The sequence below is a fragment of the Cellulomonas taurus genome, assembly GCF_012931845.1.
In the GTDB taxonomy this organism is placed as follows: domain Bacteria; phylum Actinomycetota; class Actinomycetes; order Actinomycetales; family Cellulomonadaceae; genus Cellulomonas; species Cellulomonas taurus.
The window spans coordinates 2,753,669-2,777,928 of sequence record NZ_CP051884.1 but is presented as its reverse complement, the minus strand read 5'-3'; the positions used below and the strand labels follow the sequence as shown (position 1 = coordinate 2,777,928).

The following is a 24,260-nucleotide window of genomic DNA, read 5'->3' as shown; positions in this document are numbered from 1 at the left end:
TGGCACCGGGTGGGTCGGGTCGCCAGCGGAACGCAAATCACCTGGCTGGGCGGTCCGGCGACCAGGCATCCTGGGCGGTATGGGTCACCTGGACATCAACGGTGTCGGCCACGTCCTGCCCGACGGCCGACCGCTGCTCAACGACGTGCACCTGCGGGTCGGGGAGGGCAGTCGGACGGCGCTGATCGGGCCGAACGGCGCCGGGAAGTCGACCCTGCTGAAGATCGTCACCGGCGAGCTCGCCCCCCGGGTCGGCACCGTCATCCGGTCCGGCGGACTGGGCGTCATGCGGCAGGACGTGGGCAGGATCGCCGACGACCGGTCGGTGCGCGACCTGCTCGCCGAGCTGACGCCGGGGGCGGTGGGTGCGGCGGCGATCGAACTGTCGGCGGCCGAGCTGGCGATGATGGAGGCGGACGACGAGCCCGCCCAGATGCGGTACGCCCAGGCGCTCGCCGACTGGGCGGACGTCGGCGGCTACGAGGTCGAGGCCGATTGGGACCGGGTGACCGACGCCGTGCTGTCCATCCCCTTCGACCGGGCACAGCACCGCACCGTGCGCACCCTGTCCGGCGGTGAGCAGAAACGGCTGGTGCTGGAGGCACTGCTGCGCGGGCCGCAGGAGGTGCTGCTGCTGGACGAGCCGGACAACGCCCTGGACGTGCCGACCAAGCGCTGGTTGGAACAGCGGTTGATCGAGTCGGAGAAGACCGTCCTGCTGGTCAGCCACGACCGTGAGCTGCTCAGCCGGGTGCCCACCGCGATCGCCACCCTGGAACCGCGACCCTCCGGCGCCGGGATCTGGCTGCACGGCGGCACCTTCACCGGCTACGCCGAGGCGCGGGCCGAGCGGATGGCCCGGCAGGAGGAGCTGCTGCGCCGCTGGGAGGAGGAGCGCGCCCAGTTGAAGGCCCTGGTGCTGATGTACAAGCAGAAGGCCAAGTACAACTCGGACATGGCCAGCCGCTACCAGTCGGCGCAGACCCGGCTGCGCCGGTTCGAGGAGGCGGGGCCGCCCGAGCAGTTGGCCCGGGAACAGCACGTCCGGGTCCGGCTGCGCGGCGGGCGGACCGCGAAGCGCGCCGTGGTGGCGACCACCCTGGAGCTCACCGGGCTGATGAAGCCCTTCGACCTGGAGGTGTGGTTCGGCGAGCGGGTGGCGGTGCTCGGGTCGAACGGGTCCGGCAAGTCGCACTTCCTGCGGCTGCTGGCCGCCGGTGGCTCCGACCCCGGTCCGGAGCACCAGCCGGTGGACTCACTGCCGATCGACCCGGTCAGCCACACCGGGGTCGTCACGCTCGGGTCGCGGGTGCTGCCCGGGTTCTTCGCGCAGAACCGGCAGCACGCCCAGGACGCCGAGTTCGGTGACAAGACCCTCCTGGAGATCCTGCACGCCGGGGACGGTCGGCGGCAGGGGATGGGCCGGGAGGCGGCCAGCCGGGCGCTGGACCGCTACGAGCTGGTCGACTCGGCGGAGCAGCGGTACGCGACGCTCTCCGGCGGTCAGCAGGCCCGGTTCCACATCCTGCTGCTCGAACTCGGCGGCGCGACCCTGCTCCTGCTGGACGAGCCGACCGACAACCTGGACCTGCACTCGGCGGAGGCGCTGGAGGCCGGGCTGGCGGCCTTCGAGGGCACGGTGCTGGCCGTCACCCACGACCGCTGGTTCGCCCGGGGGTTCGACCGGTTCCTGGTCTTCGGGGAGGACGGTGCGGTGGTCGAGACGCCGGAACCCGTCTGGGACGCCGGTCGGGTGTCGCGGGTCAGATGAGCGCTCGGCATGCGATCGCCCACCGGCTTTGACCGCCACGGGGGGCTCCGGCTACCCTGGTGAGTCGTTGTGCGTTCACCTGTGGAGCTTGGTGCGATCCCACTCGCCCGCTTCCGGCTCTGACGTGCGGCGATCCATTCATCGGCTGGACCCGGCTTCTACGGGCTGCCGTGGACACAGTCAGATAGAAGAGACGAAGGCTACGACCGTGCGCACGTACACCCCGAAGCCCGGCGACGTCCAGCGGAACTGGTACGTCATCGACGCGACCGATGTTGTCCTTGGCCGGCTGGCCACCCACGTGGCGACCCTGCTGCGCGGCAAGCACAAGGCGACGTTTGCTCCCCACGTGGACGGCGGTGACTTCGTCATCGTCATCAACGCGGAGAAGGTCGCCCTGACCGGCAACAAGCGTGAGACCAAGCTCGCCTACCGCCACTCCGGTTACCCGGGTGGTCTGCGGGCGACCCCGTACTCCGAGCTGCTCGAGAAGCACCCGGAGCGCGCGATCGAGAAGGCTGTCCGGGGCATGCTCCCGAAGAGCTCGCTCGCTCGCCAGCAGCTGTCGAAGCTGAAGGTCTACGCAGGCGCCGAGCACCCGCACGCCGCCCAGCAGCCCCAGCCCTTCGAGATCACCCAGGTCGCGCAGGGCTGACGCCCCCAGCGCGAGAAGACAGGACGCGAGGAATACCAGTGGCCGAGACCACGGTCGACTACGACCTTGAGGGCGAGACCCCCAGCAGCTACACCTCCGAGACCGCCGCGCCGGCGGGTCGTGGCCAGAGCCTGACGGCTCCGGGCCAGGCCCTGGGCCGCCGCAAGGAGGCGATCGCCCGCGTGCGCCTGGTGCCCGGCACCGGCCAGTGGAAGATCAACGGGCGCACGCTCGAGGAGTACTTCCCGAACAAGGTGCACCAGCAGCTCGTCAACTCCCCGCTGAAGCTGGTGGAGGTCGAGGGCCGCTTCGACGTCATCGCCCGCATCTCGGGTGGCGGCGTCTCCGGCCAGGCCGGTGCGCTGCGTCTGGGCATCTCCCGGGCGCTGAACGAGATCGACGCCGAGAGCAACCGCCCGGCGCTGAAGAAGGCCGGCTTCCTGACCCGCGACGCCCGCGTCGTCGAGCGGAAGAAGGCTGGACTCAAGAAGGCCCGCAAGGCGCCTCAGTACTCCAAGCGCTGATCCCAGCGCACGCGGCCGATGGCCCCGAGGGTCCGACCCTCGGGGCCATCGGCCGTTTTGTGTCGTTCGCGCCGATGACGGCGTGTTGTTGAGAGAAGGTCCGCGATGGGACGACTGTTCGGCACCGATGGGGTGCGTGGCCTGGCCAACCGGGATGTCACGGCGGAGGTGGCGCTGGACCTGTCGGTCGCCGCCGCGCACGTGCTCGGCTCGCGTGGGGAGTTCGCCGGACACCGGCCGCGTGCAGTGGTCGGCCGTGATCCGCGCGCATCCGGGGAGTTCCTGTCGGCGGCGGTCGCCGCCGGACTGGCCTCCGCGGGTGTCGACGTGATCAACGTCGGTGTGCTGCCCACCCCTGCCGTCGCACACCTGACCGGTGCGCTGGGCGTCGACCTCGGCGTGGTGCTGTCCGCCTCGCACAACCCGATGCCGGACAACGGGATCAAGTTCCTGTCCCGCGGTGGTCTGAAGCTGGACGACGACCTGGAGCTGGCCATCGAGGCCCGGCTGCGCGAGGACTGGGAGCGGCCGCTCGGCGGCGACGTCGGCCGGATCCGGACCGACACCGGGCAGGCCGGTGAGCAGTACATCGCCCACCTGGTGCAGACCATCGGCGGCACCTCGCTGGCCGGGCTGCGGATCGCGGTGGACTGCGCGAACGGCGCCGCCAGTGAGGTCGGCCCCGCGGCGCTCCGGGAGGCCGGCGCCGACGTCGTGGTGATCAACGCCTCGCCGGACGGCCGCAACATCAACGAGGCCTGCGGGTCCACCCACCCCGAACAGCTGCAGGCGGCCGTCGTGGCCTCCGGCGCCGACCTGGGGGTGGCCTTCGACGGCGACGCCGACCGCTGCCTGGCGGTGGACCACACCGGTGCGCTGGTGGACGGCGACCAGATCATGGGCGTCCTGGCCCTCGCTCTGCGGGAGCGCGGCGCGCTGGCCGACGACACCCTGGTCGTCACCGTGATGAGCAACCTGGGTCTGCGGCTCGCGATGCAGGCGGCCGGGGTGCGCACGGTGGAGACCGCCGTCGGCGACCGGTACGTCCTGGAGGAGATGCGCGCGCACGGCTACTCGCTCGGTGGCGAGCAGTCCGGCCACGTGATCATGGCCGACCACGCGACCACCGGCGACGGCACGCTGACCGCCCTGCATCTGGCGGCCCGGGTGGCGCAGACCGGTCAGAAGCTCAGCGAGCTGGCCGGGGTCGTGAACCGCCTGCCGCAGACGCTGATCAACGTCCCCGGCGTGGACCGCACCCGGGTGCAGGCCGACGAGCCGCTGCAGGCGGCGGTCGCCGCCGCTGCGGCCGAGCTCGGACACACCGGCCGGGTGCTGCTGCGCCCCTCCGGCACCGAGCCGCTGGTCCGGGTGATGGTCGAGGCCGCCACCCAGGAGCACGCCGACCGGGTCGCCGGTGGGCTCGCCGACGTGGTGAAGGACCGGCTGGCGCTGTGACCGACGACCGCGTGCACCCCGACCCCGTGGCGACCGGCTGGCCCGACGCCCCGGGGTCGGAGCACGCGCGCCAGGCGACCTGGCCGGACGAGCTGGTCCAGGAGCAAGTGGCGGCCGTGATCGCCGCCGCGGCCCAGGACCCGCAGGGCATCGTGCCGATCGTGCAGGCCGGGCACCCGGCGCTGCGGATGCGCGCGGTGCCGCTGACCGGACAGCTCGACGCCGCCACCCTGACCGAGCTGATCGCGGTGATGCGCCGGACCATGCACGCGGCCCCCGGGGTCGGGTTGGCGGCGCCTCAGATCGGGCTGCCGATCGCCCTCGCCGTGATCGCCGACCCCGGTGCCGGCGACCCCGAGGTCGAGGCGGTGCGCGAGCGCCCGGCGCTGCCGTTCCGGGTGCTGGTCAACCCGACCTACAGCCCGGTCCCCGACGAGGACCCGGAGCCGGTGTCCTTCTACGAGGGCTGCCTCAGCGTCGAGGGCTACCAGGCAGTGGTGCCCCGGCTGCGCCGACTGCGGCTGCGCTGCACCGACGAACACGGCACCGCCGTCGACGAGGTGGTCCAGGGCTGGCCCGCCCGCATCGTCCAGCACGAGACCGACCACCTGCACGGCGTGCTCTACCTGGACCGAGCGCTGACCCGCTCGCTGTCCGCCGTCGACGACTTCGGTGCGCACTGGGCCGGACAGCCGCGGCCCGAGGACGCCGCCCGCACCCTCGGATTCTGATCCGGAGCGCCGCGCGGCAGGACCCTCCGATCGCGCGTCGTCCCGTCGTTCGGCACGCCGTCGCCCGTCATCCCGGAGGCGGAGCGCCCGGCGCGGATGTCAGTCGTCGGGCCGATGCTGGAGCCGGTGACCCCGAGGCACGATGGGGGGAACACCGGGGAGAGGTGGGGGGCTTCCCCCATGGGCGACCCAGCGCCGTGACACCTACCGTTCGAGCGTAGGGGGCGACGACACGGGAGGCGGGCGACAGGTGCTTCAGGACTGGATCACGGCGATCGAGGGGTGGATCCCCGCGATGGCCGGGTCGCCGTGGGCCTATCCCGCGCTGGCCCTGTTCGCGATGATCGACGGGTTCTTCCCGCCGATCCCGTCGGAGTCGGTGGTGATCGCGCTCGCCTCGGTCGCGGTGACCAGCGGGTCGCCGAACCTGCTGTTGATCGCGCTCGCCGCGGCCGTCGGCGCCTGGGTCGGGGACCAGATCGCCTACCAGATCGGCTCGAAGGTCGACGTGCACCGGATCCGGTTCTTCCGCGGTGAACGCGGCGCCAAGGCGTTGGCCTGGGCCGAACACGCCCTGCGGCACCGCGGCTCCTCCTTCATCCTCGCCGCCCGGTACGTGCCGATCGGCCGGGTGGCGGTGAACATGACCGCCGGTGCGCTGGGCTACCCGCGACGGCGGTTCATGGCGCTGACAGCGCTGGCCGGGGCCACCTGGGCGGGCTACGGCACCCTGATCGGTCTGGGCGCCGGGGTCTGGCTGGAGGACCATCCGCTGATCGCGGTCGTGGTCGGCGTGGTGGTCGGCACCGTGGTCGGCCTGGCGATCGACTGGGTGCTGCGCCGGTTCACCCGGGTCAGTGACGTGCCGCTCGGCGCGGTGCCCGAGGTGGCGGACGATCAGCGCGACGCCGCCGACGCACCCGGGACGGACATGCAGGTCGAGGCCGTCGAGCTGTCGGCCACGCCGGTCGGCACGCACGCGCCGCGCCCGGCGGGCTGACGTCGGGGTGGGCCGACACCAGGGCGGACGCAGGGTGCGCCGACACCGGGGTGGGCCGACCCTGGGGTGAGCTGACTCACCCCTCCGGTCACGGCCCGGCAACGATCCCCCGAGTCGGCGTCACGATCCGGCATCGCCCGGCCTGTTCACCCGAACGGCTGCCTACCCTCGTCCGGGGCCACAGCGCTGTCGCCCCACCGCACTCCGCCGGGGTGCGGTCGACGGGCGACGGCGAGGACATGACGTGCGACACGGTGGAGGGCTGGTGGCGGGGGCGATCCTCCTGCTGTCCGGGTGCGCCGTGCCCACGGTCAACGCGGTCCCCACCGCCGCCCCCGCGACCAGCACCGCACAGGCGTCCACCACCGGTGCCGACTGTCTCGCACCCCAGGTGCTGACGGCGCTCGGCTTCGACCGCGACGAGCGGAGCCGGGCCGGAGTGCACCCGGACGCACCGGAGGCGGTGCCGGTGCCCGCCGACTTCGCCCCGGTGCTGGCGGTCGAGTGTTCGACCGGGGAGACCATGACCGACAGCGCCGGTGAGTGGGCCGCGGTCACCACCACGCGTCGCGAGGGCGACCTGGCAGCGCTGCTCGCCGCCCTGGCCACCGATCAGTCGGCGAGCCCCGCGGTCACCTGTGCCCCCGGCGGACAGCGCGCGGAGCTGTGGCTGCTGGACACGATGGGTGACGCGCTGCGAGTGGCGGTGCCCGGGTCAATGTGCGGGCGTCTGCCCTCGCCGGTGCGCGAGGCGCTGGACGGTCTGGACGCCGTCGACGTGGAGCACGCGCCGGTGCACCTGGTCGCGCCCCGCGAGACCGCCGGCTGACCCCTACAGCTTGCGGAGCCGTACCCGGCGCACCGCGTGGTCGCGGCCCTTGGTGAGCACCAGGGTGGCCCGGCTGCGGGTGGGCAGGATGTTCCGCACCAGGTTGGGCGCGTTGATCGAGTCCCAGATGCTCTCCGCCTTGGCGACCGCCTCGGCATCGCTCAGCCCCGCGTAGCGGTGGAAGTACGACTCCGGCTGGCTGAACGCGGTCGAGCGCAGGGACAGGAACCGGTCCACGTACCACTGCCGGGCGTCCTCGGTCCGGGCGTCGACGTAGATCGAGAAGTCGAAGAAGTCGCTCACGGCGAGGTTGCTGGTGCTGCCCTCGGTCGCCGGACGGGCCGGCTGCAACACGTTCAGCCCCTCGACGATCAGCACGTCCGGACGGCGGACCACCACCTCGGCACCGGGCACGATGTCGTAGGTCAGGTGGTCGTAGACCGGGGCACGGACCTCGCTGTGACCGGCCTTGACCCGGGAGACGAACTGCAGCAGTCGGCGGCGGTCGTAGCTCTCCGGGAAGCCCTTGCGCCCCATCAGCCCACGCCGCTCCAGCTCGGCATTCGGGTACAGGAAGCCGTCGGTGGTCATCAGCGCGACGTTCGGCGTCGCGGGCCAGCGGGCGATCAGCTCCCGGAGCAGGCGGGCGGTGGTCGACTTGCCCACCGCCACCGACCCGGCGACGCCGATCACGTAGGGCGTGCGCGGGGTGTCCTCGTGCAGGAAGGTCGAGGACGCCGCGTGCAGTCGACGGGTCGCTGTGATGTAGAGGTCGAGCAGCCGGGACAGCGGGCGGTAGATCGCATCCACCTCGGCCAGGTCGATCGGGTCGCCCAGACCGCGCAGTCGGGTCACGTCGTCGTCACCGAGCGGGAGCGGGGTGGACTCGGACAGCCGGACCCAGGCCTCGCGGTCCAGGTCGACGAACGGGGAGGAGCTGACGGCTGCGTCGGATCGCACCGGATGATTCTGCCTGACCGGCGGCGATGCTGCGGTGCGGCGGGGCGATCTGCACCGTTTAGACTCGCCGCCATGTGTGGAATCGTCGGATACGTCGGGGCTCACCAGCCGGATGGACAGCCGTTGGAGGTCGCCCTCGAGGGCCTGCGTCGACTGGAGTACCGGGGGTACGACTCCGCCGGTGTCGCCCTGGTCACCGCTGACGGCCTCGCCACCGCGAAGAAGGCCGGGAAGCTCGCGAACCTGATCGGCGAGCTGGAGGCCCACCCGCTGCCGCCGTCGACCGCCGCGATCGGCCACACCCGCTGGGCCACGCACGGCGGGCCGACCGACGTGAACGCGCACCCGCACGTCGCCGGCAAGATCGCCATCATCCACAACGGCATCATCGAGAACTTCGCGCAGCTGAAGGACACTCTGATCGCCGAGGGCGTGACGCTGCTGTCCGAGACCGACACCGAGGTGGTCGCCCACCTGCTGTCCGCCGCCTACGACGAGGTCGGCGACCTGGCCGAGGCGATGCGCACGGTGGTCCGTGGCCTGCACGGCACGTTCACCCTGCTCGCCGTGCACGCCGACCACCCGGACACCGTGGTCGGTGCCCGGCACGACAGCCCGCTGGTCGTCGGCCTCGGTGACGGCGCGAACTACCTGGGGTCGGATGTCGCGGCGTTCATCGCCCGCACCGATCGCGCGCTGGAGCTGGCGCAGGACCAGGTGGTCACGATCACCCCCGACGCCGTCGTGGTCACCGACTTCCACGGGAACGCCGCCGAGGGCCGCGAGTACACCGTCGACTGGGACGCCGCCGCCGCCGAGAAGGGCGGATTCCGCTCCTTCATGGACAAGGAGATCGCCGACCAGCCGCAGGCCGTCGCCGACACCCTGCTCGGCCGCACCGACACCTCCGGCAAGCTGATCCTGGACGACCTGCGGATCGACGAGTCGGTGCTGCGCTCGGTGGACAAGATCATCGTGATCGCCTGCGGCACCGCCGCCTACGCCGGTCACGTCGCGAAGTACGCCATCGAGCACTGGTGCCGGATCCCGGTCGAGGTGGAGCTCGCGCACGAGTTCCGCTACCGCGACCCGATCGTCAACGCCCGCACCCTGGTGGTCGCGATCTCCCAGTCCGGGGAGACCATGGACACCCTGATGGCGATCCGGCACGCCCGGGAGCAGGGCGCGAAGGTGCTGGCGATCTGCAACACCCACGGGTCGACCATCCCGCGCGAGTCGGACGCGGTGCTCTACACCCACGCCGGCCCCGAGGTCGCTGTGGCGTCCACCAAGGCGTTCCTGGCGCAGATCACCGCCGCCTACCTGCTCGGGCTGTACCTCGCCCAGCTGCGCGGCAACAAGTACGCCGACGAGATCGGCGAGATCCTCACCGACCTGCGGGCGATGCCGGGCAAGATCCAGGAGGTGCTCGACCGCTCCGACCGGGTGCGGGAGATCGCGCGCTGGATGGCCGACACCTCCTCGGTGCTGTTCCTCGGCCGGCACGTCGGGTTCCCGGTGGCGATGGAGGGCGCGCTCAAGCTCAAGGAGCTGGCCTACATCCACGCCGAGGGTTTCGCGGCCGGCGAGCTCAAGCACGGTCCGATCGCGCTGATCGAGCCGGGGCAGCCGGTGTTCGTCATCGTGCCCAGCCCGCGTGGCCGGGACTCGCTGCACTCCAAGGTGGTCTCCAACATCCAGGAGATCCGCGCCCGCGGTGCCCGCACCCTGGTGATCGCGGAGGAGGGCGACGAGGCGGTGCGCGCCTACTCCGACGAGGTGTTCTACGTGCCGCAGTCGCCGACGCTGCTCGCGCCGCTGCTGTCCGTGGTGCCGTTGCAGATCTTCGCCTGCGAGCTGGCCACCGCCCGCGGCCTGGACGTCGACCAGCCGCGCAACCTGGCGAAGTCCGTCACGGTCGAGTGAGCCGCGCGTGATCGTCGGGGTGGGCATCGACGTGGTCGACGTCGCCCGCTTCATCGCCACGGTGGAGCGGGTGCCCGCCCTGCGCGAGCGACTCTTCACCCCGGAGGAGCGGGACCTGCCCGATGCGTCACTGGCAGCCCGGTTCGCCGCCAAGGAGGCGATCGCCAAGGCACTCGGCGCGCCGGGTGGGATGCACTGGCAGGACGCGACCGTGCGCCGGGTGGTCGGCGAACAACCGGTGGTCGAGGTCACCGGCACCGTCGCCGCGGTCGCCGACCGCCTCGGCGTCGCGCGCTTCCACCTCTCGATCTCCCACGACGCCGGCATCGCCAGCGCCATGTGCGTCGCCGAACGCGACTGACCTCCGCTCCGGCCCGCGCTCTCGCCGAGTCTGTGCTTCGGCCTGCGCTCGCCGAGTCTACGGAAATCGTCGCAACCAGGACTGAGAAGCGTCGATCTCTGTCATCTCGACGCGAGTGCCGTGCGCAGGTGCCGGAGGAAGGGGCGCGGGTCGCGGATGTCGTCGGCCACGCAGGTGAGGACGGTCCAGTCGGCGGATTCGAGGGTGCGCCGTCGGGTGATGTCACGACGCCAGGTGGCAGGGTCGGTGCGGTGGACGTCACCGTCGTACTCGATCGCGACCCGCTGCGAGGGATAGACCAGGTCCGGCATCAGCAGGAACCGTCCCGAACGGTCGACCAGTTCGCCGTTCACCACCGGGGCCGGAAGGCCTGAGCCGACGATGTGCAGGCGCAGCCGGGTCTCCATGCACGAGTCGGTCCGCGGGCGGATCAACGGGAGGGCGGCCCGCAGCCGACCAACGCCGCGGCGGCCCGCAGGCAGCAGCTCGACCCGCCGCCGCAGACGTTCCGGCGAGGTCAGCGGGCGACGTCGCCGCATCAACGCGTCGGCCAGCACGACCAGTTCGACGAGCTCGAGCTCGGGGGCCATCTCGACCCACACCCACTCCGGGGTGGACACCGGGAGCCCGTAGCGACTCACACGGGGACGGTCCGGGTCGGCGCGGGAGTGTCCGCGCAGTCCCGGCCGACGCGGCCAACTGGTCCCCGCCGGGACCTGGACGTGCAGCGCATCGGGGTGCCGGACCCCGATCGGACGGTCGACCCGCAGCAGATCGAGTGCGGTGGCGTGGCTGAACACCGCGGTGCTCGGCAGGACGAGCAGTGCGTCGCGACACCGCGCGACGACACTGTCCGGAGCGGGCATCGTCGAACGGACGCCGTGATGCGGTGCTCGCAGCGACCGGTGCCGGAGTCGACGCTCGCTGACTCCCGCACTGCGTGCCTCGGCCGCGGTGAACGTGCGCCGGGCCACGGCATCGGGCATCGGAGTCAGACGCGGGTTCATCCGCCGAACCTGCCGCCTGGTGCCCCGGCAGTCCATGCCGCTCCAGCCCGGTTGGGGACGACCCCGGCCCGTCCACAGGCGCTCGCACACCCACTCGCGCCTGCCCGCGCGCACGCCCGCACACCGGGTCGGCTGCGCGCCTGCCCCACCCGCGTGTCTGCCGACCCGCGTGTCTGCCGACCCGCGTGTCTGCCTACCCGCGTGTCTGCCGACCCGCGCCTCGCGATCGACGCTGAGACTACTGAGACCGTCGCAGTTTCCGGCGGGGAGCGTCGGTTTCCGTAGCCTCGGCAGGGCAGGGCAGGGCAGGGCAGGGCAGGGCAGGGCAGGGCAGGGCAGGGCAGGGCAGGGCAGGGCAGGGCAGGGCAGGGCAGGGCAGGGTGCGTGGGTGCGCGCGCAGCGGGGGGCGGGGCGGGTGCAGGGATGCGTGCTCGCGTGCGGGGGTGCGCGCGTGCAGGACCCCGCGCGCCCACCCGCCCGCCCGCGCATGCATGCGCATGAGGCGCGGGGTCAGCGCAGGGCCGGGGCGACCTCGCGCTCGAAGAGCTCGATGCTGCTGCGGTCGTAGGCGGCGTCGAGGAAGTAGCAGATCGCGTAGGTCATGCCGAGGTCGTTCAGCTCGGTGAGCTTCTCCACGATCTGCTCGGGGGTGCCGACCAGCGGTCCGTTGCGGAAGTCCTCGGCCAGGCCGGGTGCCTTGTCCGGGACGGTGTTCGCGTAGTGCTCCTCGACCCAGGCGATCTTGTCGTCCACCTCGGCCTCAGTGGCACCGATCACCACGTTGTAGTTGGCCGAGCGGGTGATCTCGTCGTAGTTGCGGCCGATGGCGGCGCAGTGCTCCTGGAGCACGGTGGACTTGTGGGCGAACCCGGCCGGGGTGCCGTCGAAGTTCGTGAACTGCGCGTGCTCGGCGGCGATCCGGAGGGTCTTCTTCTCGCCGCCTCCGGCGATCCACAGCGGCGGGCCGTCGACCTGGATCGGCAGCGGGGCGAGCTGGGCGCCGTCGACCTGGTAGTGCGTCCCGTTGAGGGTGGCCACGCCGTTGGTCCACATCTGCTTCATGATCTGGACACCCTCGTCCAGTGCGGCGATCCGCTCCCCGGCGGAGGGGAAGCCGTAGCCGTAGGCGCGCCACTCGTGCTCGTACCACCCGGCGCCGATGCCCATCTGCACCCGCCCGCCGCTGATCAGGTCGGCGGTGGCGGCGACCTTCGCGAGGTAGGCGGGGTTGCGGTAGGACATGCAGGTGCACATCTGGCCGAGCTTCACCCGGCGGGTGGTGGCGGCGTAGGCGTTGATCAGGCTCCACGCCTCGTGGGTCGCCTCGCCGTTGGGCTCGGGCACCGCGTGGAAGTGGTCGTAGACCCAGATCGAGTCCCAGACGTCACCGGTGTCGGCGTGCTGGGCGAGGTCGTGCATGACGGCCCAGTGCTCGGCCGGTGCGATGCCGGTGAGATCCTGCCGCCAACCCTGGGGGATGAAGAGTCCGAAGCGCATGGTGACGAACCTAACCCCGTCGCGCGGTCCCGGCGGCTCGGACAGGATGGGCCCATGATCCACGGGTACACCGCCGCACAGATCCGGGCCGCCGAGGAACCCTTGCTGACCGCCGGGCGACCGCTGATGCAGCACGCTGCCTTCGCGCTGGCGGGCGCGGTGGCGGGGGAGCTGGCAGCACGTCGTGGCCGGGTGGTGGGGTCGACGGCGGTGCTGCTGGTCGGGGCCGGGAACAACGGCGGCGACACCCTGCACGCCGGAGCTCTGCTGGCCCGGCGTGGGGTGCGGGTCCTCGCGCTGTGCACCGGGTCGCCGCATGCCGAGGGGCTGGCCGCACTGCGCCGGGCCGGGGGGCGGGCGGTGCTGGTCACGGACGGGCTGGACGAGGCGGGCGGGAACGCGGGCCCGGACGAGGGGTCGCAGGAGACCGACGCATCGGGCGCCTCGGACGGTCCCCGTGCCGGGGCCGCCCTGCCGACCCTGTGGGCCGGGGACGCCGCCGCCGAGGCAGCCACCGCCGACGTGCTGTTGGACGGGCTGCTCGGCATCGGCGGTTCCGGTGCGCCCCGTGGTGTGGCCGGGGTGCTGACCGCGGTGCTCGCGCAGACGCTGACCGACCGGGATGATCCGGCGGCCGGGGGGCCGCTGGTGGTGGCGGTGGACCTGCCCAGCGGGATCGGTGTGGACGATGGGGCGCTGCCCACCGACGGCACCGTCCTCCCCGCGGACCTGACGGTGACCTTCGGCGGGGTGAAGGCGGGGCTGCTGCTTCCCCCGGCGAGCGCGCTGGCCGGCACGGTGTGGCCGGTCGACCTGGGTCTGCCGCTGGATCCGGAGCGTGCGGCGGTGATCCGCCTCGACCCCACGGATGTGGCGGCGCTGTGGCCGGTGCCGGGCACCGGTGACCACAAGTACACCCGCGGTGTGCTCGGTGTGGTGGCCGGGACCGCGCGGTACCCGGGGGCGGCGGTGCTCGCGGTGACCGCCGCCGCCCGGTCCGGGGTCGGGATGATCCGCTTCCAGGGACCGGACCGGGTGGTGGATGCGGTGCTGGCGGCTCGGCCGGAGGTGGTGCACGGGACCGGCCGGGTGCAGGCGTGGCTGGTCGGACCCGGAGTGGACCCGGAGGACGGCGAGCAGGCGGATGGGGTGCGGCAGTCGTTGGCGGCGGCGCTCGCGGCGGGGCAGCCGGTGGTGGCCGATGCCGGTGCGCTGAGCCTGCTGCCGGAACGGCTGGCGCCGTCGTGTGTCCTGACCCCGCACGCCGGGGAGCTGGCGACGCTGCTGGTCGGACGTGGCGTGCAGGTGGACCGCGCGGCGGTGGAGCGTGAGCCGGTGCGCTGGGCACGCCGGGCGCAGGAGCTGACCGGCGCGACGGTGTTGCTCAAGGGGGCGACGACGGTGGTGGTCGGCGCGCAGGGGGCGTGCCTCAGCCAGGCCGACGGACCGGGGTGGCTGGCGACCGCCGGGGCCGGTGACGTGCTGTCGGGGGTGCTCGGTGCGTTGCTGGCGGGCCGCGCGACCGAGGTGGTCGAGGACCCGTCGGTCACCGCGACCCTGGCGGCGGTGGCGGCGCTGGTGCACGGGCGGGCGGCCCGCCGGGCGAATCCCGGCGGACCGATCGTGGCGCTGGACGTGGCCGAGGCGGTGCCGGGGACGGTCGCGGAGCTGCTCGCGGCGGCCGAGCGATGACCGGTGCGGACCCGGCGCTGCCGGAGGCGCTGCGCGCGCGGGTGGCGGACTTGTTGGCGGCGGGTGGTCGCCACCTGATCGGGATCGCGGGTGCCCCGGGGGCGGGCAAGTCGACCCTCGCGGCGGCACTGCTGGCGGCCTTCCCCGGCCGGTGCGTCGTGGTGCCGATGGACGGCTTCCACCTGGCCCAGTCCGAGCTGGACCGGACCGGCCGGGCGGGCCGCAAGGGGGCGCCGGACACCTTCGACGCGGCGGGCTACGTCGCCCTGCTGCGCCGGCTGCGCTCGGCGACCGAGACGGTGTACGCACCCGAGTACCGACGGGATCTGCACAACGCGGTGGCCGGGGCGATCCCGGTGCCGCCGGAGGCACCGCTGGTCATCACCGAGGGGAACTATCTCCTGCTGGACGAGCACGGCTTTGGGCCGGTGCGCGGGCTGCTGGACGAGTGTTGGTTCGTCCAGGTGGACGAGGACCTGCGGCTGGACCGGCTGGAACGGCGACATGTCGCCACAGGGAAGTCGCCGACCGCTGCCCGGGAGTGGACCCGCGGACCCGATCAGGCCAATGCGGAGCTGGTCGCCGCCACGGCGGCCCGGGCCGATCGGGTGGTGCGGGTCGGCTGAGGCGGCCCACCGGCCGAGGGTGCGAAACTGTCCCGGTGAGCTTGTTCCCCGCACGTGCCGTGGTCGATCTGGGGGCGATCCGCGCCAACGCCCGGACCCTCCGCCGGATCACCGCCGAGGCGGCGCAGACCGCCGGTGCCGTCCCGCCCGCGGTGATGGCCGTGGTCAAGGCGGATGCCTACGGCCACGGACTGGTCCCGGTGGCCCGTGCGGCGGTGCAGGGCGGGGTCACCTGGCTCGGCGCGGCTCAGCTGACCGAGGCGCTGGCGCTGCGTGCGGCGGGGATCGACGCTCGGATCCTCACCTGGCTGTACGCCCCCGGCGCCCCGCTGCACCTGGCGGTGGAGGCGGAGGTCGACCTGGCGGTGTCGGCCCCGTGGGCGGTGGCGGAGATCGCCGCGGCGGCCCGGGCCACCGGTCGCACCGCCCGGGTGCAGCTCAAGGTGGACACCGGACTGGGTCGCAACGGGCTGACCCCGGACGATCTGCCCGCCGTGCTCGACGCGGTCGCTCGGCTGCGGGACGAGGGAGTGCTGACCGTCTCGGGGCTGTTCAGTCACCTGGCCTTCGCCGACACGCCGGGCCACCCGACTCTGGACCACCAGCTCGAGGTGCTGCACGCCGCGGTGGCGGCGGCCCGCTCGCGGGGGATCGACCCGGAGCTGCGGCACATCGCGGCGTCGGCGGCGACCCTGACGGCACCGGAGCTGCATCTGGACCTGGTGCGACCGGGGCTGGCGCTCTACGGCCTGAGCCCGGTGCCGCAGATCGGCGGCCCGGAGCACTTCGGTCTGATCCCGGCGATGACCCTGGAGGCGGAGCTGGCGACCGTGAAGCGGCTGCCCGCCGGTCACGGGATGTCCTACGGACACCAGTACGTGACGCCGACGGCGACCACGGTCGGGGTGGTGCCGCTCGGCTACGGCGACGGGATCCCGCGCCACGCCTCCGGGGTGGACGGGGCACCGGGCGCGCCGCTCGGGATCTCGGGCCGCCGCCGATCGATCGCCGGGCGGGTGTGCATGGACCAGTTCATGGTGGACCTGGGCCCGGAGGCGACCGAGGTGGCCGGGGACCGGGTGGTGCTCTTCGGCCGGGGCGGCCCCTCCGCCGAGGACTGGGCGCGGGCGGCGGACACCATCAGCTATGAGATCGTGACTCGGCTCGGGGGCAGGGTCCCTCGGGTGTACGTGGACGACGAGACGACACAGGAGAGCGACCGATGATCATCGAGCTGCCGGACGCCGACAGCACCCGGGCCTACGGCGAGGCGCTGGCCGGACTGCTGCGGCCCGGTGACCTGCTGGTGCTCACCGGTGACCTCGGTGCCGGCAAGACGACGCTGACCCAGGGGATCGGGGCCGGGCTGCACGTGCGGGGCACCGTCGCCTCGCCGACGTTCATCATCGCCCGGGTGCACCCGTCCCTGGCCGACGGTCCGGCGCTGGTGCACGTGGACGCCTACCGGCTCGGTTCGCTGGACGAGGTCGACGCCCTGGACCTGGACACCTCGCTGGAGGAGTCGGTCACCGTGGTCGAGTGGGGCGAGGGCCTGGTCGAGCAGTTGGCGCAGGACCGCCTGGAGATCGCGCTGCGCCGTCCGCACGGCGGCGACCCGCTCGCCGAGGACGCCGCAGCCGGCACCCGACAGTTGACCATCACCGCCGTGGGCGAGCGCTGGCGCGACGTCCAGCTGCCCACCGTCTGACCCGTTCCGAGGAGAACCGCCGTGCCGTTGCTCGCCCTGGACACCTCGTCCGCCGCCTCCGCCGCCGTGGTGGCCGACGACGGTCGCACCCTGGCCACCCGTTCCTCCGGTGAACCCCGGCGGCACGCGGAGCTGCTCACCCCGCTGATCGAGCAGGTGCTCGGCGAGGCGGGGGTGGATCGTTCCGAGCTGACGGGCATCGTCGCCGGGACCGGTCCGGCACCGTTCACCGGCCTGCGGGTCGGGCTGGTCACCGCGCGCACCCTCGGCATGGCGCTGGGCATCCCGGTGCACGGGGTCTCGTCGCTGGACGCGTTGGCCCTGGCGGCGGTGCGTGGCGGGGAGACGGACGAGGTGCTGGTCGTCTCGGACGCGCGGCGCAAGGAGGTCTACTGGGCGCGGTACCGCGCGGTGGTCGGCTCGGTGGAGCTGGTGGACGGCCCGGGGGTCGAGTCGCCGGAGGCGGTGGCCGAGCGGATCGACGGCGTCGTGGTCGTCGGGCCCGGAACGTCCTTGTACCCGGAGCTGTTGCCGGCCGGTGCCGAGGTCGGCGCGCTGGACCCCGCGGACCTGGCCCGGGTGGCCCAGGCGCGGCTGGCCGAGGGGATCGCCGCCAGCCCCGATCTGCCGCTGCCGGAGGCGTCGGTCCAGCTGTCGACCGAGCCGCTGTACCTGCGCCGCCCGGATGCGGTGCCCTCCGCCGCGGCGAAGCGGGCCACCGCGTGAGCGTCACCCTCCGGGGGCTGACCGACGACGACCTGGACGACCTGGTCGCGATGGAGCAGGAGCTGTTCGGCCCCGGGGCGTGGTCCCGGCAGTCGTTGGCGGAGGAGATCGTCGGACCGGGGCGCTGGTACGTCGGCGCCGAGTCCGAGGGTGCGTTGATCGGCTACGCCGGGCTGTGGTTCGACGGCGATGACGCGCAGGTGATGACGGTCGGTACCCGGCCGGAGGCGCAGGGGCGCGGGGTGGGCCGATTGCTGCTGGACGCGTTGCTCGACCGGGCGCGGGAGCTGCGGGCCGGAGCGATGTTCCTGGAGGTCCGGGTGGACAACGACCCGGCGCTCGCGCTGTACCGCCGGGCGGGCTTCGAGCAGATCGGGCTGCGCAAGCGGTACTACCAGCCGGAGAACGTCGACGCCTGGACCATGCGCAAGGACCTGACGTAGGACGGCCCGGCCACCGTGTCGTCGTGACGCGGTGCCCGGGCCGTCCTGGGCCGTCCGGCAGTGCTCAGACCGTCTGCGCGACGTCCTCGAAGTCGAGCCGGGTCTGGCGCGGCCAGCTGGCCGGGATGCCCAGGTCCTCGATGTCGGCCGGGGCGTGGCCGACGTTCAGCACGGCCAGGGCGCGCCACGGGGTCCCGGCGAAGAACTCGGCGTCCACCCCGGCGGCGTCGAAGCCGGTCATCGGGCCGACCTGCAGGCCCTCGGCGCGCAGCCCGAGGATGAAGTAGCCGAGCTGCAGGAAGGAGTTGTCGCGGGCCATCGCGGTGCGGCCCGCCTCGTTCCCGTGCAGGTTGTCCCGCACGCCGGGGATGTGCGGCGCGAGCCGGGGCATGTTCTCGTGGAAGTCGACGTCCGCGGCCACGACGATCGACAGCGGCGCACGCTCGGTCTTGACCTTGTTGCCGTCCGCCATGTGCGACACCAGTCGCTCACGACCGGCCGGGGTGCGCACCAGCAGCAGGCGCAGCGGCAGCGAGTTCATCGCGGTGGGTCCCCAGCGGACCACGTCCCAGACGGCACGGATCTGCTCGTCGGTGACCTCGCCCTCGGCGAAGGTGTTCACGGTCCGCGCGTTGCGGAACAGGAGATCGGTGACCTCGTCCGGCACGAGCGCGGAGGAGGCAGCGGTGTCAGTGGTCATGCGCACGTGAACGCCCCGCGGAATGTGCGGCATTCCAGATGATTGCCGTGAGCAGCATCACACTGGCCTCGCGGCTTATCCTGTCCCCATGCCCGAAGCACCCCTGGTCCTGGGGATCGAGACCTCCTGCGACGAGACCGGCGTGGCCCTGGTCCGCGCCCACCCCGACCGTAGCGAGCTGTTGGTCGACACCGTCGCGTCGTCGATGGACGAGCACGCCCGGTTCGGCGGGATCATCCCGGAGATCGCCTCCCGCGCCCACCTGGAGGCGATGCTCCCGACGATCCAGCGCTCGCTGGACACCGCCGGGGTGACGCTGGCCGATGTGGACGCGGTGGCGGTCACCGCCGGCCCCGGTCTGGTCGGCTCGCTGACCGTCGGGGCGGCCGCCGCGAAGGCGCTGGCCTTCGGCCTCGGCAAGCCGCTGTACGGCGTGAACCACGTGATCGGGCACGCCGCCGTCGACGAGCTGGTCGAGGGGCTGTTCCCGGATCGGGTGATGGCGCTGGTGGTCTCCGGCGGGCACTCGTCGCTGCTGTTGATCGACGACGTGGTGACCGGGGTGCACGAGCTGGGTTCCACGCTGGACGACGCCGCCGGCGAGGCCTTCGACAAGGTGGGTCGACTGCTGGGACTGCCGTACCCCGGCGGCCCGCACATCGACCGACTGGCCCGCGAGGGCGACCCGACCGCGATCAGGTTCCCCCGCGGGCTCACGGCGGCCAAGGATCAGGAAAAGCACGCCTACGACTTCTCCTTCTCCGGACTCAAGACCGCCGTGGCCCGGTGGGTCGAGGCGCGTCGGGATGCCGGTGAGGAGATCCCGCTCGCCGACGTCTCGGCCAGCTTCGCCGCCGCGGTCGCCGACGTGCTCACCGCGAAGACCATCGCCGCCTGTCGGACGCACGGGGTGGACACTCTGGTGATCGGCGGCGGGTTCAGCGCCAACTCCCAGCTGCGGGAGATGGCCGCCGAGCGGTGTGCCGAGGCTGGGATCGACCTGCGCATTCCGCCGATCCGCTACTGCACGGACAACGGCGCGATGATCGCGGCGCTCGGTGCGGCGATCGTGCGGCGGGGGATCGCCCCGTCGTCCTTGGACATCGGGGTGGACTCGGCGATGCCGCTGGAGATCGTCACCGTCTGAGTCCGTCGCACCTCGGCTCAGGCCGTCGTGCTCTTGGGTGCCCACAGTCGCCAGATCCGGGCACCCAGGGCGAACGGGACCAGGGCGATCAGCAGGTGCAGGCCGAACCAGCCCCAGCTCAGGGACGCTGCCATGGACAGTTCGCTCGGTCCGCCGGTGTAGACGAAGGTCGCGCCCAGCACGCCGCGCTGCACCGACAGTGCCTCGTCCCCGGCCAGGTCGGCGAGTGCGTCCATGGTGCCGAAGCCGTAGGCCATCCCGGTGTAGAGCGCGAAGGCCAGGGCGATCCCGGCCCACACCGCGCCGGCGGTCCAGCGGGGGAGCGGGCGGTCGTGTTCGGCGAGGTAGCCGTCGGCGAGTGCGCGTGGGCTGCCGAGATCGGCCAGGGTCTGGCGCATCCCGACCTCGGCGGCGGTGGCGTCGATCTCCCGGCGCAGCTCGCGGGTCAGTCGGCGGGCGTGCGGGTGGTCCTGGATCGCCCAGGAGAAACGGGTCAGCACCAGGTCGCGGTGCAGGCGGTCGCGCAGGGTGGTCATGCTGGCTCCTTCGGGCTGTCGGCGGCTGCGAGCAGGTCGCGCACGGTGTGGTCCAGGGCGGACCACGAGGCGGCGGCCTGGCGCAGGGCGTCGGCTCCGTCGTCGGTGGGGCGGTAGTACTTGCGGGCGGGACCGCTGGGCGAGGGCACCAGTCGGGAGCTGATCCGGCCCTCGCGTTCCAGGCGGTTCAGCACCGGGTAGACGGTGCCGGTGGTCAGCTCGGCCAGGCCGGCCGCCCGGAGCCGGTCCACGAGCTGGTAGCCGTAGGACTCGGCCTCGGTCAGCGCGGCGATGACCAGCATCGGGAGCACGCCCTTGAGGAGTTGGCTGTCGGACATGGCACCACGGTAACGCCAGCTAGTGGGTATTGCCAACTAGCTGGACCTGGTAGGGCCCGCCCGGCTCAGAGCGGGCGGCCTGCCCGCATCTCCGCGACCAGCGACGCCACCACCGCGTCCAGCTCGCCACCGTGCCGCCGCGCCACCGCCCGCTGCCGCTGGTACGACGCCCCCTTGCGCAGGATCACCCGCACCGAGTCCAGCTCCTGCGCGCAGCCCAGTCGCTCCGCCACCGGCGCCAGATCGGTGAGCAGCCGGGAGACCGCGTCGGTGACCAGCTCCTCGTCACCGGCGGCGTTGGTGATGATGATCGCGTCCATGCCGTAGCGGGCCGAGCGCCACTTGTTCTCCTGGGCGAACCACGGCGGAACGGTCGGCAGCGTCTCGCCCCGGTCCAGCAGGGTGGAGAAGTGCTCGACCAGGCAGTGCGTCAGGGCCGCCAGGGCGGTGACCTCCAGCAGGGTGGGTGCCCCGTCGCAGATCCGGGCCTCGATGGTGCCGAACCGGGGCGAGGGGCGGACATCCCAGCGCACCTCGTCGAAGGCGTCGATCACCCCAGTGTGCAGCATGTCGCCGACGTAGGCCTCCAGCTGGTCCCAGCGCTCGAACTGGAACGGCAGTCCGGCGGTGGGCAACTGCTGAAACATCAGGGCGCGGTTCGAGGCGTAGCCGGTGTCCTTGCCGCCCCAGAACGGGCTGGACGCCGACAACGACTGCAGGTGGGCGAAGGTGGTCAGCAGCGCGCGGGAGATCGGCAGCACCTTGTCCCGGTCCTCGATGCCGACGTGGACGTGCACCCCGTAGATCAGCATCTGCCGTCCCCACCACTGGGTGCGGTCGATCAGCGTGGCGTAGCGCTGCTTGTCGGTCACCTTCTGCTGCGCCCAGCGCGCGAACGGGTGGGTGCCGGCGCTCATCAGCTCCACCCGCAGCGGATCGGTCAGCTCGCGCACCCGGTCGATCGCGTGCGAGAGGTCCGCCCCGGCCTCACCGACGGTGCGGCAGACCCCCGACACCACCTCGACGGTGTTCAGCAGCAGCTCCTGCTTGATCGCCGGGTCGTCGTCGCCGATCGCGTCCAGCACGGTGCGGGCGACCTGGCGCAGGTCACCGGAGTCGGCGTCGACCAGGGCGAGCTCCCACTCGATGCCGACCGTCGAGCGCTCCGACCGGGCGAAGTCCAACCGCGTCGGGGTGGCCATCAGGCGACCGGCTCCACGACCAGGACCTGCTGCTGACCGGCGACCCGGGTGAGCACCAGGGTGGTCTCGGCGTCGCCGCGCAGGTCGAGCTGGCGGCGCAGCTGCTCGGGGACCACCGCCGTGCCGCGCTTCTTGATCGTCGCGATGCCCACGTTCCGTTCCCGCAGGTACGCCTTCAACCGCTTCAGCCCGAAGGGCATCGAGTCGAGCACCCGGTACGGGGTCGCGAAGGCGGTGGGATGCAGCACATCGGAGGTCACGTAGGCGATGGTGGGGTCCACCAGACGACCCTGCACCTCGGCGGCGACCTCGGCCACCAGACCGGCCCGGATCACCGCCCCGTCCGGCTCGTAGAGGTAGCCGCCCAGCCCACCGGTCTCGGCCACCGCGCCGGAGTCGCGCAGCTGCGCCGATCGACCCGCCGCGTCCAGCAACAACGCCGACCGCCCCGGCCCGTCGGCGGCGAGCGGACCGAACCACAGCCCCAGCTCGACGACATCGCCGTCCACCGACACCCACTGCGCCTCGGCGTCCTCCGGCAGCGCCGAGTGCGGCACCCCCGGCCCGAGCTTCATGCCCAGCGCCGGGACCCGCTCCCGCAGCGCGAGCACCTGGTCCAGCGCCGGGGTGTAGGCGGCGGGGTCGTGTCGGCGCGCGCCCGAACCAGTCCGCCGAGCGGGGTCGGCGTAGATCCCGTCGACGCCCTCGGCGGCGAAGTCCACCGTCAGGCCGTCACCGTGCCGGACCGTGGCCTCCGGGAAGTGCCGCAGGTTCACCGTGGCCAGGGCGGCGGTGGTCTCGTCCGCCTCGACCGCCAGGACCGCGAGACCGACCCCGGCCAGCGTGATCGCGTCGGCGCCGAGGCCGCAGGTGATGTCCGCGACCCGGGTGACCCCGGCGGCGCGGTAGCGGCGGGCGTGCCGGGCGGCGACCACCAGCCGGGTCGCCTGCTCCAGACCCGCCGGGGTGAACAGCATGCCGTCGGCGAACTCGCCGAGTTTGTCGTGCGCCTTCGCCCGGAGCCGGGACTGGGTGAGCGCGGCGGCGACCAGATCGGCGTCGAAGCCGTCCCGGCGCAGGCGTTCGGACAGCGCCATCGCCGCGTCGGCGTCGTAGGGCGGCAGTGCCGAGAGCAGCGCCCATCCCTCGGGGCTGAGCAGTTTCGCGAGGCCGGCGGCGTCCATCCGGCGATCCTCGCACGCCACGATCGTTGGCACTCGCCTTGACCGAGTGCTAACCGCTTTCTACAGTGACCGTGGGCACTCTCCCTGGGAGGGTGCGCAGCCCGTACGACTGCCGGCACCCGCGACGACGGCCGGTCGTTCGGTTTTCTTGTACAGGCAACTCACAAGCGAGAAGGGGAGGTCCGCCGTGTCGGTCTCCATCAAGCCGCTCGAGGACCGGATCGTCGTCAAGACGCTCGAGGCGGAGCAGACCACCGCCTCCGGTCTGGTCATCCCGGACAGTGCCAAGGAGAAGCCCCAGGAGGGCGAGGTCCTGTCGGTCGGTCCGGGTCGTATCGACGACAACGGCAACCGTGTCCCGCTGGACGTGGCCGTGGGTGACAAGGTCATCTACAGCAAGTACGGCGGCACCGAGGTCAAGTACGACGGCGAGGAGTACCTGATCCTCTCCGCCCGCGACATCCTGGCGATCGTCACCAAGTGACCCGCTGAGAAGGCCCCCATCGCATCGCGGTGGGGGCCTTCGTCGTGTCCGGACCGCGGCGTCGCGGTGCCGGAACATGCCTGGCCGGGATGCGGCCGGACATGCGACGAGGGCCCGGACGGTCTCGCACCGTCAGGGCCCTCGTCGGGTGACGACGGCGGACTGTCGCGGTATCGCACCGCGGACCGCCGCCATCGAGTTCTCGGGGGTGTTACACCGCCGCGCTGCGTCCCGCGCGCTCGGCCAGGACCGCAGTCCGCTCGTCCTCGCTCAGGCCGCCCCAGACGCCATACGGCTCACGCACTGCCAGCGACTGCTCGCGGCACTCGTTCAGCACCGGGCAGGTGGCGCAGATCGCCTTGGCGGCCTCGGCCCGGCGGCGACGGGCGGCTCCGCGCTCGCCCTCCGGGTGAAAGAACAGGTTCTCGTCGGCGTCGCGGCAAGCACCCTGGTACTGCCACTCCCACAGCTCCATCACGGGTCCGGGAAGGCGAGAGATCTCAGCCATTGCACACTCCTGACGGTGAAGTTCGAGGGGGTTCACGTTCCGTTCGTCGCCGTTTCAGGACCCGTCCGGTTCGCGCTGGTTGGAACAGTACAACCGATTCGAAAGTTGTTCAACCACCTATGCCCAGGGACCTTGGTCGCGGGTAGGTGACCCGATCGGTGGCGCGATTCGGGCGACTCGGTTGGTGGCCGGGACCGACCCCCGGCAGAATCTCGGGGGACCGATCAGCGCAACCCCTGGCGCGAAC

The 24,260-nt window shown here is 72.6% G+C and carries 26 protein-coding genes; 17 read left to right on the top strand and 9 right to left on the bottom strand.

Going from position 1 to position 24,260, the window contains the following annotated elements:
* Window positions 1-79 precede the first annotated feature (79 nt).
* From HGK68_RS12850 to HGK68_RS12820, 7 genes are all read left to right on the top strand, one after another.
* Window positions 80-1,771, top strand: coding sequence for an ABC-F family ATP-binding cassette domain-containing protein (locus HGK68_RS12850; protein ID WP_169166325.1), 1,692 nt, complete (start codon window positions 80-82; stop codon window positions 1,769-1,771).
* 208 nt (window positions 1,772-1,979) lie between these two features.
* Window positions 1,980-2,426, top strand: coding sequence for a 50S ribosomal protein L13 (rplM, locus tag HGK68_RS12845; protein WP_168630743.1), 447 nt, complete (start codon window positions 1,980-1,982; stop codon window positions 2,424-2,426).
* Between the two features lie 38 nt (window positions 2,427-2,464).
* Window positions 2,465-2,950 carry a 30S ribosomal protein S9 gene (rpsI, locus tag HGK68_RS12840; RefSeq protein WP_169166324.1) on the top strand — a complete coding sequence of 162 codons (486 nt, stop codon included), beginning with the start codon at window positions 2,465-2,467 and terminating at the stop codon, window positions 2,948-2,950.
* A 105-nt stretch (window positions 2,951-3,055) separates the two neighbouring features.
* Entirely contained in the window at window positions 3,056-4,408 is a 1,353-nt protein-coding gene (gene glmM, locus HGK68_RS12835; RefSeq protein WP_169166323.1) for a phosphoglucosamine mutase, read from the top strand.
* Complete coding sequence (locus HGK68_RS12830) at window positions 4,405-5,139, top strand: peptide deformylase (RefSeq protein WP_343036900.1); 735 nt, start codon at window positions 4,405-4,407, stop codon at window positions 5,137-5,139. The genes glmM and HGK68_RS12830 overlap by 4 nt, the downstream gene beginning before the upstream one ends.
* A gap of 250 nt (window positions 5,140-5,389) precedes the next feature.
* Window positions 5,390-6,139: a DedA family protein gene (locus HGK68_RS12825; protein WP_246260369.1), complete on the top strand. Its 750-nt coding sequence runs from the start codon at window positions 5,390-5,392 to the stop codon at window positions 6,137-6,139.
* 244 nt (window positions 6,140-6,383) lie between these two features.
* Window positions 6,384-6,968, top strand: a complete 585-nt coding sequence (locus tag HGK68_RS12820; protein ID WP_169166322.1) for a hypothetical protein — start codon at window positions 6,384-6,386, stop codon at window positions 6,966-6,968.
* A gap of 3 nt (window positions 6,969-6,971) precedes the next feature.
* On the opposite strand, the gene coaA is transcribed toward HGK68_RS12820, so the two are convergent.
* Entirely contained in the window at window positions 6,972-7,928 is a 957-nt protein-coding gene (coaA, locus tag HGK68_RS12815; RefSeq protein ID WP_169166321.1) for a type I pantothenate kinase, read from the bottom strand.
* Between the two features lie 72 nt (window positions 7,929-8,000).
* Between coaA and glmS the strand changes: the two genes are divergently transcribed.
* Together glmS and HGK68_RS12805 are read left to right on the top strand one after the other, a co-directional pair.
* Window positions 8,001-9,854: a glutamine--fructose-6-phosphate transaminase (isomerizing) gene (gene glmS, locus HGK68_RS12810; protein ID WP_169166320.1), complete on the top strand. Its 1,854-nt coding sequence runs from the start codon at window positions 8,001-8,003 to the stop codon at window positions 9,852-9,854.
* A 7-nt stretch (window positions 9,855-9,861) separates the two neighbouring features.
* On the top strand, window positions 9,862-10,215 hold the full coding sequence (locus HGK68_RS12805; protein ID WP_169166319.1) for a holo-ACP synthase: 354 nt from the start codon (window positions 9,862-9,864) through the stop codon (window positions 10,213-10,215).
* A gap of 101 nt (window positions 10,216-10,316) precedes the next feature.
* On the opposite strand, the gene HGK68_RS12800 is transcribed toward HGK68_RS12805, so the two are convergent.
* Together HGK68_RS12800 and HGK68_RS12795 are read right to left on the bottom strand one after the other, a co-directional pair.
* Window positions 10,317-11,222 carry a hypothetical protein gene (locus HGK68_RS12800; protein ID WP_169166318.1) on the bottom strand — a complete coding sequence of 302 codons (906 nt, stop codon included), beginning with the start codon at window positions 11,220-11,222 and terminating at the stop codon, window positions 10,317-10,319.
* A 510-nt stretch (window positions 11,223-11,732) separates the two neighbouring features.
* On the bottom strand, window positions 11,733-12,719 hold the full coding sequence (locus HGK68_RS12795; RefSeq protein WP_169166317.1) for an LLM class F420-dependent oxidoreductase: 987 nt from the start codon (window positions 12,717-12,719) through the stop codon (window positions 11,733-11,735).
* Window positions 12,720-12,773: 54 nt separating this feature from the next.
* On the opposite strand from HGK68_RS12795, the gene HGK68_RS12790 reads away from it, so the two are divergent.
* The 6 genes from HGK68_RS12790 to rimI are packed head-to-tail and all read left to right on the top strand — an operon-like array spanning window position 12,774 to window position 17,914.
* Window positions 12,774-14,411 (top strand): bifunctional ADP-dependent NAD(P)H-hydrate dehydratase/NAD(P)H-hydrate epimerase, encoded by a 1,638-nt coding sequence (locus HGK68_RS12790; protein WP_169166316.1) that lies wholly within the window; start codon window positions 12,774-12,776, stop codon window positions 14,409-14,411.
* On the top strand, window positions 14,408-15,037 hold the full coding sequence (locus tag HGK68_RS12785) for a nucleoside/nucleotide kinase family protein (RefSeq protein ID WP_169166315.1): 630 nt from the start codon (window positions 14,408-14,410) through the stop codon (window positions 15,035-15,037). The genes HGK68_RS12790 and HGK68_RS12785 overlap by 4 nt, the downstream gene beginning before the upstream one ends.
* A 35-nt stretch (window positions 15,038-15,072) precedes the next feature.
* Window positions 15,073-16,263, top strand: coding sequence for an alanine racemase (gene alr, locus HGK68_RS12780; protein ID WP_169166314.1), 1,191 nt, complete (start codon window positions 15,073-15,075; stop codon window positions 16,261-16,263).
* Window positions 16,260-16,745 carry a tRNA (adenosine(37)-N6)-threonylcarbamoyltransferase complex ATPase subunit type 1 TsaE gene (gene tsaE / locus HGK68_RS12775; protein WP_169166313.1) on the top strand — a complete coding sequence of 162 codons (486 nt, stop codon included), beginning with the start codon at window positions 16,260-16,262 and terminating at the stop codon, window positions 16,743-16,745. Before alr ends, tsaE begins: the two co-directional genes overlap by 4 nt.
* A gap of 21 nt (window positions 16,746-16,766) precedes the next feature.
* On the top strand, window positions 16,767-17,471 hold the full coding sequence (gene tsaB / locus HGK68_RS12770; RefSeq protein WP_169166312.1) for a tRNA (adenosine(37)-N6)-threonylcarbamoyltransferase complex dimerization subunit type 1 TsaB: 705 nt from the start codon (window positions 16,767-16,769) through the stop codon (window positions 17,469-17,471).
* The gene (gene rimI, locus HGK68_RS12765; RefSeq protein ID WP_169166311.1) at window positions 17,468-17,914 is read left to right on the top strand and encodes a ribosomal protein S18-alanine N-acetyltransferase; all 447 of its coding nucleotides are present in this window, start codon (window positions 17,468-17,470) and stop codon (window positions 17,912-17,914) included. Before tsaB ends, rimI begins: the two co-directional genes overlap by 4 nt.
* Before the next feature lie 64 nt (window positions 17,915-17,978).
* On the opposite strand, the gene HGK68_RS12760 is transcribed toward rimI, so the two are convergent.
* Window positions 17,979-18,614 (bottom strand): malonic semialdehyde reductase, encoded by a 636-nt coding sequence (locus HGK68_RS12760; RefSeq protein WP_169166310.1) that lies wholly within the window; start codon window positions 18,612-18,614, stop codon window positions 17,979-17,981.
* Between the two features lie 88 nt (window positions 18,615-18,702).
* On the opposite strand from HGK68_RS12760, the gene tsaD reads away from it, so the two are divergent.
* Window positions 18,703-19,761 (top strand): tRNA (adenosine(37)-N6)-threonylcarbamoyltransferase complex transferase subunit TsaD, encoded by a 1,059-nt coding sequence (gene tsaD / locus HGK68_RS12755; protein ID WP_169166309.1) that lies wholly within the window; start codon window positions 18,703-18,705, stop codon window positions 19,759-19,761.
* A gap of 17 nt (window positions 19,762-19,778) precedes the next feature.
* Here the strand turns inward: tsaD and HGK68_RS12750 are convergent, their stop codons facing one another.
* From HGK68_RS12750 to HGK68_RS12735, 4 genes are all read right to left on the bottom strand, one after another.
* Complete coding sequence (locus tag HGK68_RS12750) at window positions 19,779-20,297, bottom strand: hypothetical protein (protein WP_169166308.1); 519 nt, start codon at window positions 20,295-20,297, stop codon at window positions 19,779-19,781.
* Complete coding sequence (locus HGK68_RS12745; RefSeq protein WP_169166307.1) at window positions 20,294-20,635, bottom strand: PadR family transcriptional regulator; 342 nt, start codon at window positions 20,633-20,635, stop codon at window positions 20,294-20,296. The genes HGK68_RS12750 and HGK68_RS12745 overlap by 4 nt, the downstream gene beginning before the upstream one ends.
* Before the next feature lie 65 nt (window positions 20,636-20,700).
* Window positions 20,701-21,837, bottom strand: a complete 1,137-nt coding sequence (locus tag HGK68_RS12740) for a glutamate--cysteine ligase (protein ID WP_169166306.1) — start codon at window positions 21,835-21,837, stop codon at window positions 20,701-20,703.
* Window positions 21,837-23,021 (bottom strand): class I SAM-dependent methyltransferase, encoded by a 1,185-nt coding sequence (locus tag HGK68_RS12735; protein ID WP_169166305.1) that lies wholly within the window; start codon window positions 23,019-23,021, stop codon window positions 21,837-21,839. The genes HGK68_RS12740 and HGK68_RS12735 overlap by 1 nt, the downstream gene beginning before the upstream one ends.
* A gap of 187 nt (window positions 23,022-23,208) precedes the next feature.
* Between HGK68_RS12735 and groES the strand changes: the two genes are divergently transcribed.
* On the top strand, window positions 23,209-23,505 hold the full coding sequence (gene groES / locus HGK68_RS12730) for a co-chaperone GroES (protein WP_169166304.1): 297 nt from the start codon (window positions 23,209-23,211) through the stop codon (window positions 23,503-23,505).
* Between the two features lie 211 nt (window positions 23,506-23,716).
* Here groES and HGK68_RS12725 read toward each other — a convergent pair whose 3' ends face one another.
* Entirely contained in the window at window positions 23,717-24,013 is a 297-nt protein-coding gene (locus HGK68_RS12725; protein WP_169166303.1) for a WhiB family transcriptional regulator, read from the bottom strand.
* Between the last annotated feature and the right edge of the window lie 247 nt (window positions 24,014-24,260).

Bases quoted from the DNA above. Each gene is read 5' to 3' on its own strand.
- HGK68_RS12850 (WP_169166325.1), top strand. From the start codon at position 80: ATGGGTCACCTGGACATCAACGGTGTCGGCCACGTCCTGCCCGACGGC.
- tsaE (WP_169166313.1), top strand. From the start codon at position 16,260: ATGATCATCGAGCTGCCGGACGCCGACAGCACCCGGGCCTACGGCGAG.
- HGK68_RS12745 (WP_169166307.1), bottom strand. From the start codon at position 20,635: ATGTCCGACAGCCAACTCCTCAAGGGCGTGCTCCCGATGCTGGTCATC.
- HGK68_RS12740 (WP_169166306.1), bottom strand. From the start codon at position 21,837: ATGGCCACCCCGACGCGGTTGGACTTCGCCCGGTCGGAGCGCTCGACG.
- HGK68_RS12800 (WP_169166318.1), bottom strand. From the start codon at position 11,222: ATGAACCCGCGTCTGACTCCGATGCCCGATGCCGTGGCCCGGCGCACG.
- glmM (WP_169166323.1), top strand. From the start codon at position 3,056: ATGGGACGACTGTTCGGCACCGATGGGGTGCGTGGCCTGGCCAACCGG.
- HGK68_RS12790 (WP_169166316.1), top strand. From the start codon at position 12,774: ATGATCCACGGGTACACCGCCGCACAGATCCGGGCCGCCGAGGAACCC.
- HGK68_RS12785 (WP_169166315.1), top strand. From the start codon at position 14,408: ATGACCGGTGCGGACCCGGCGCTGCCGGAGGCGCTGCGCGCGCGGGTG.
- HGK68_RS12725 (WP_169166303.1), bottom strand. From the start codon at position 24,013: ATGGCTGAGATCTCTCGCCTTCCCGGACCCGTGATGGAGCTGTGGGAG.
- HGK68_RS12735 (WP_169166305.1), bottom strand. From the start codon at position 23,021: ATGGACGCCGCCGGCCTCGCGAAACTGCTCAGCCCCGAGGGATGGGCG.
- HGK68_RS12750 (WP_169166308.1), bottom strand. From the start codon at position 20,297: ATGACCACCCTGCGCGACCGCCTGCACCGCGACCTGGTGCTGACCCGT.
- glmS (WP_169166320.1), top strand. From the start codon at position 8,001: ATGTGTGGAATCGTCGGATACGTCGGGGCTCACCAGCCGGATGGACAG.
- HGK68_RS12795 (WP_169166317.1), bottom strand. From the start codon at position 12,719: ATGCGCTTCGGACTCTTCATCCCCCAGGGTTGGCGGCAGGATCTCACC.
- tsaD (WP_169166309.1), top strand. From the start codon at position 18,703: ATGCCCGAAGCACCCCTGGTCCTGGGGATCGAGACCTCCTGCGACGAG.
- HGK68_RS12760 (WP_169166310.1), bottom strand. From the start codon at position 18,614: ATGACCACTGACACCGCTGCCTCCTCCGCGCTCGTGCCGGACGAGGTC.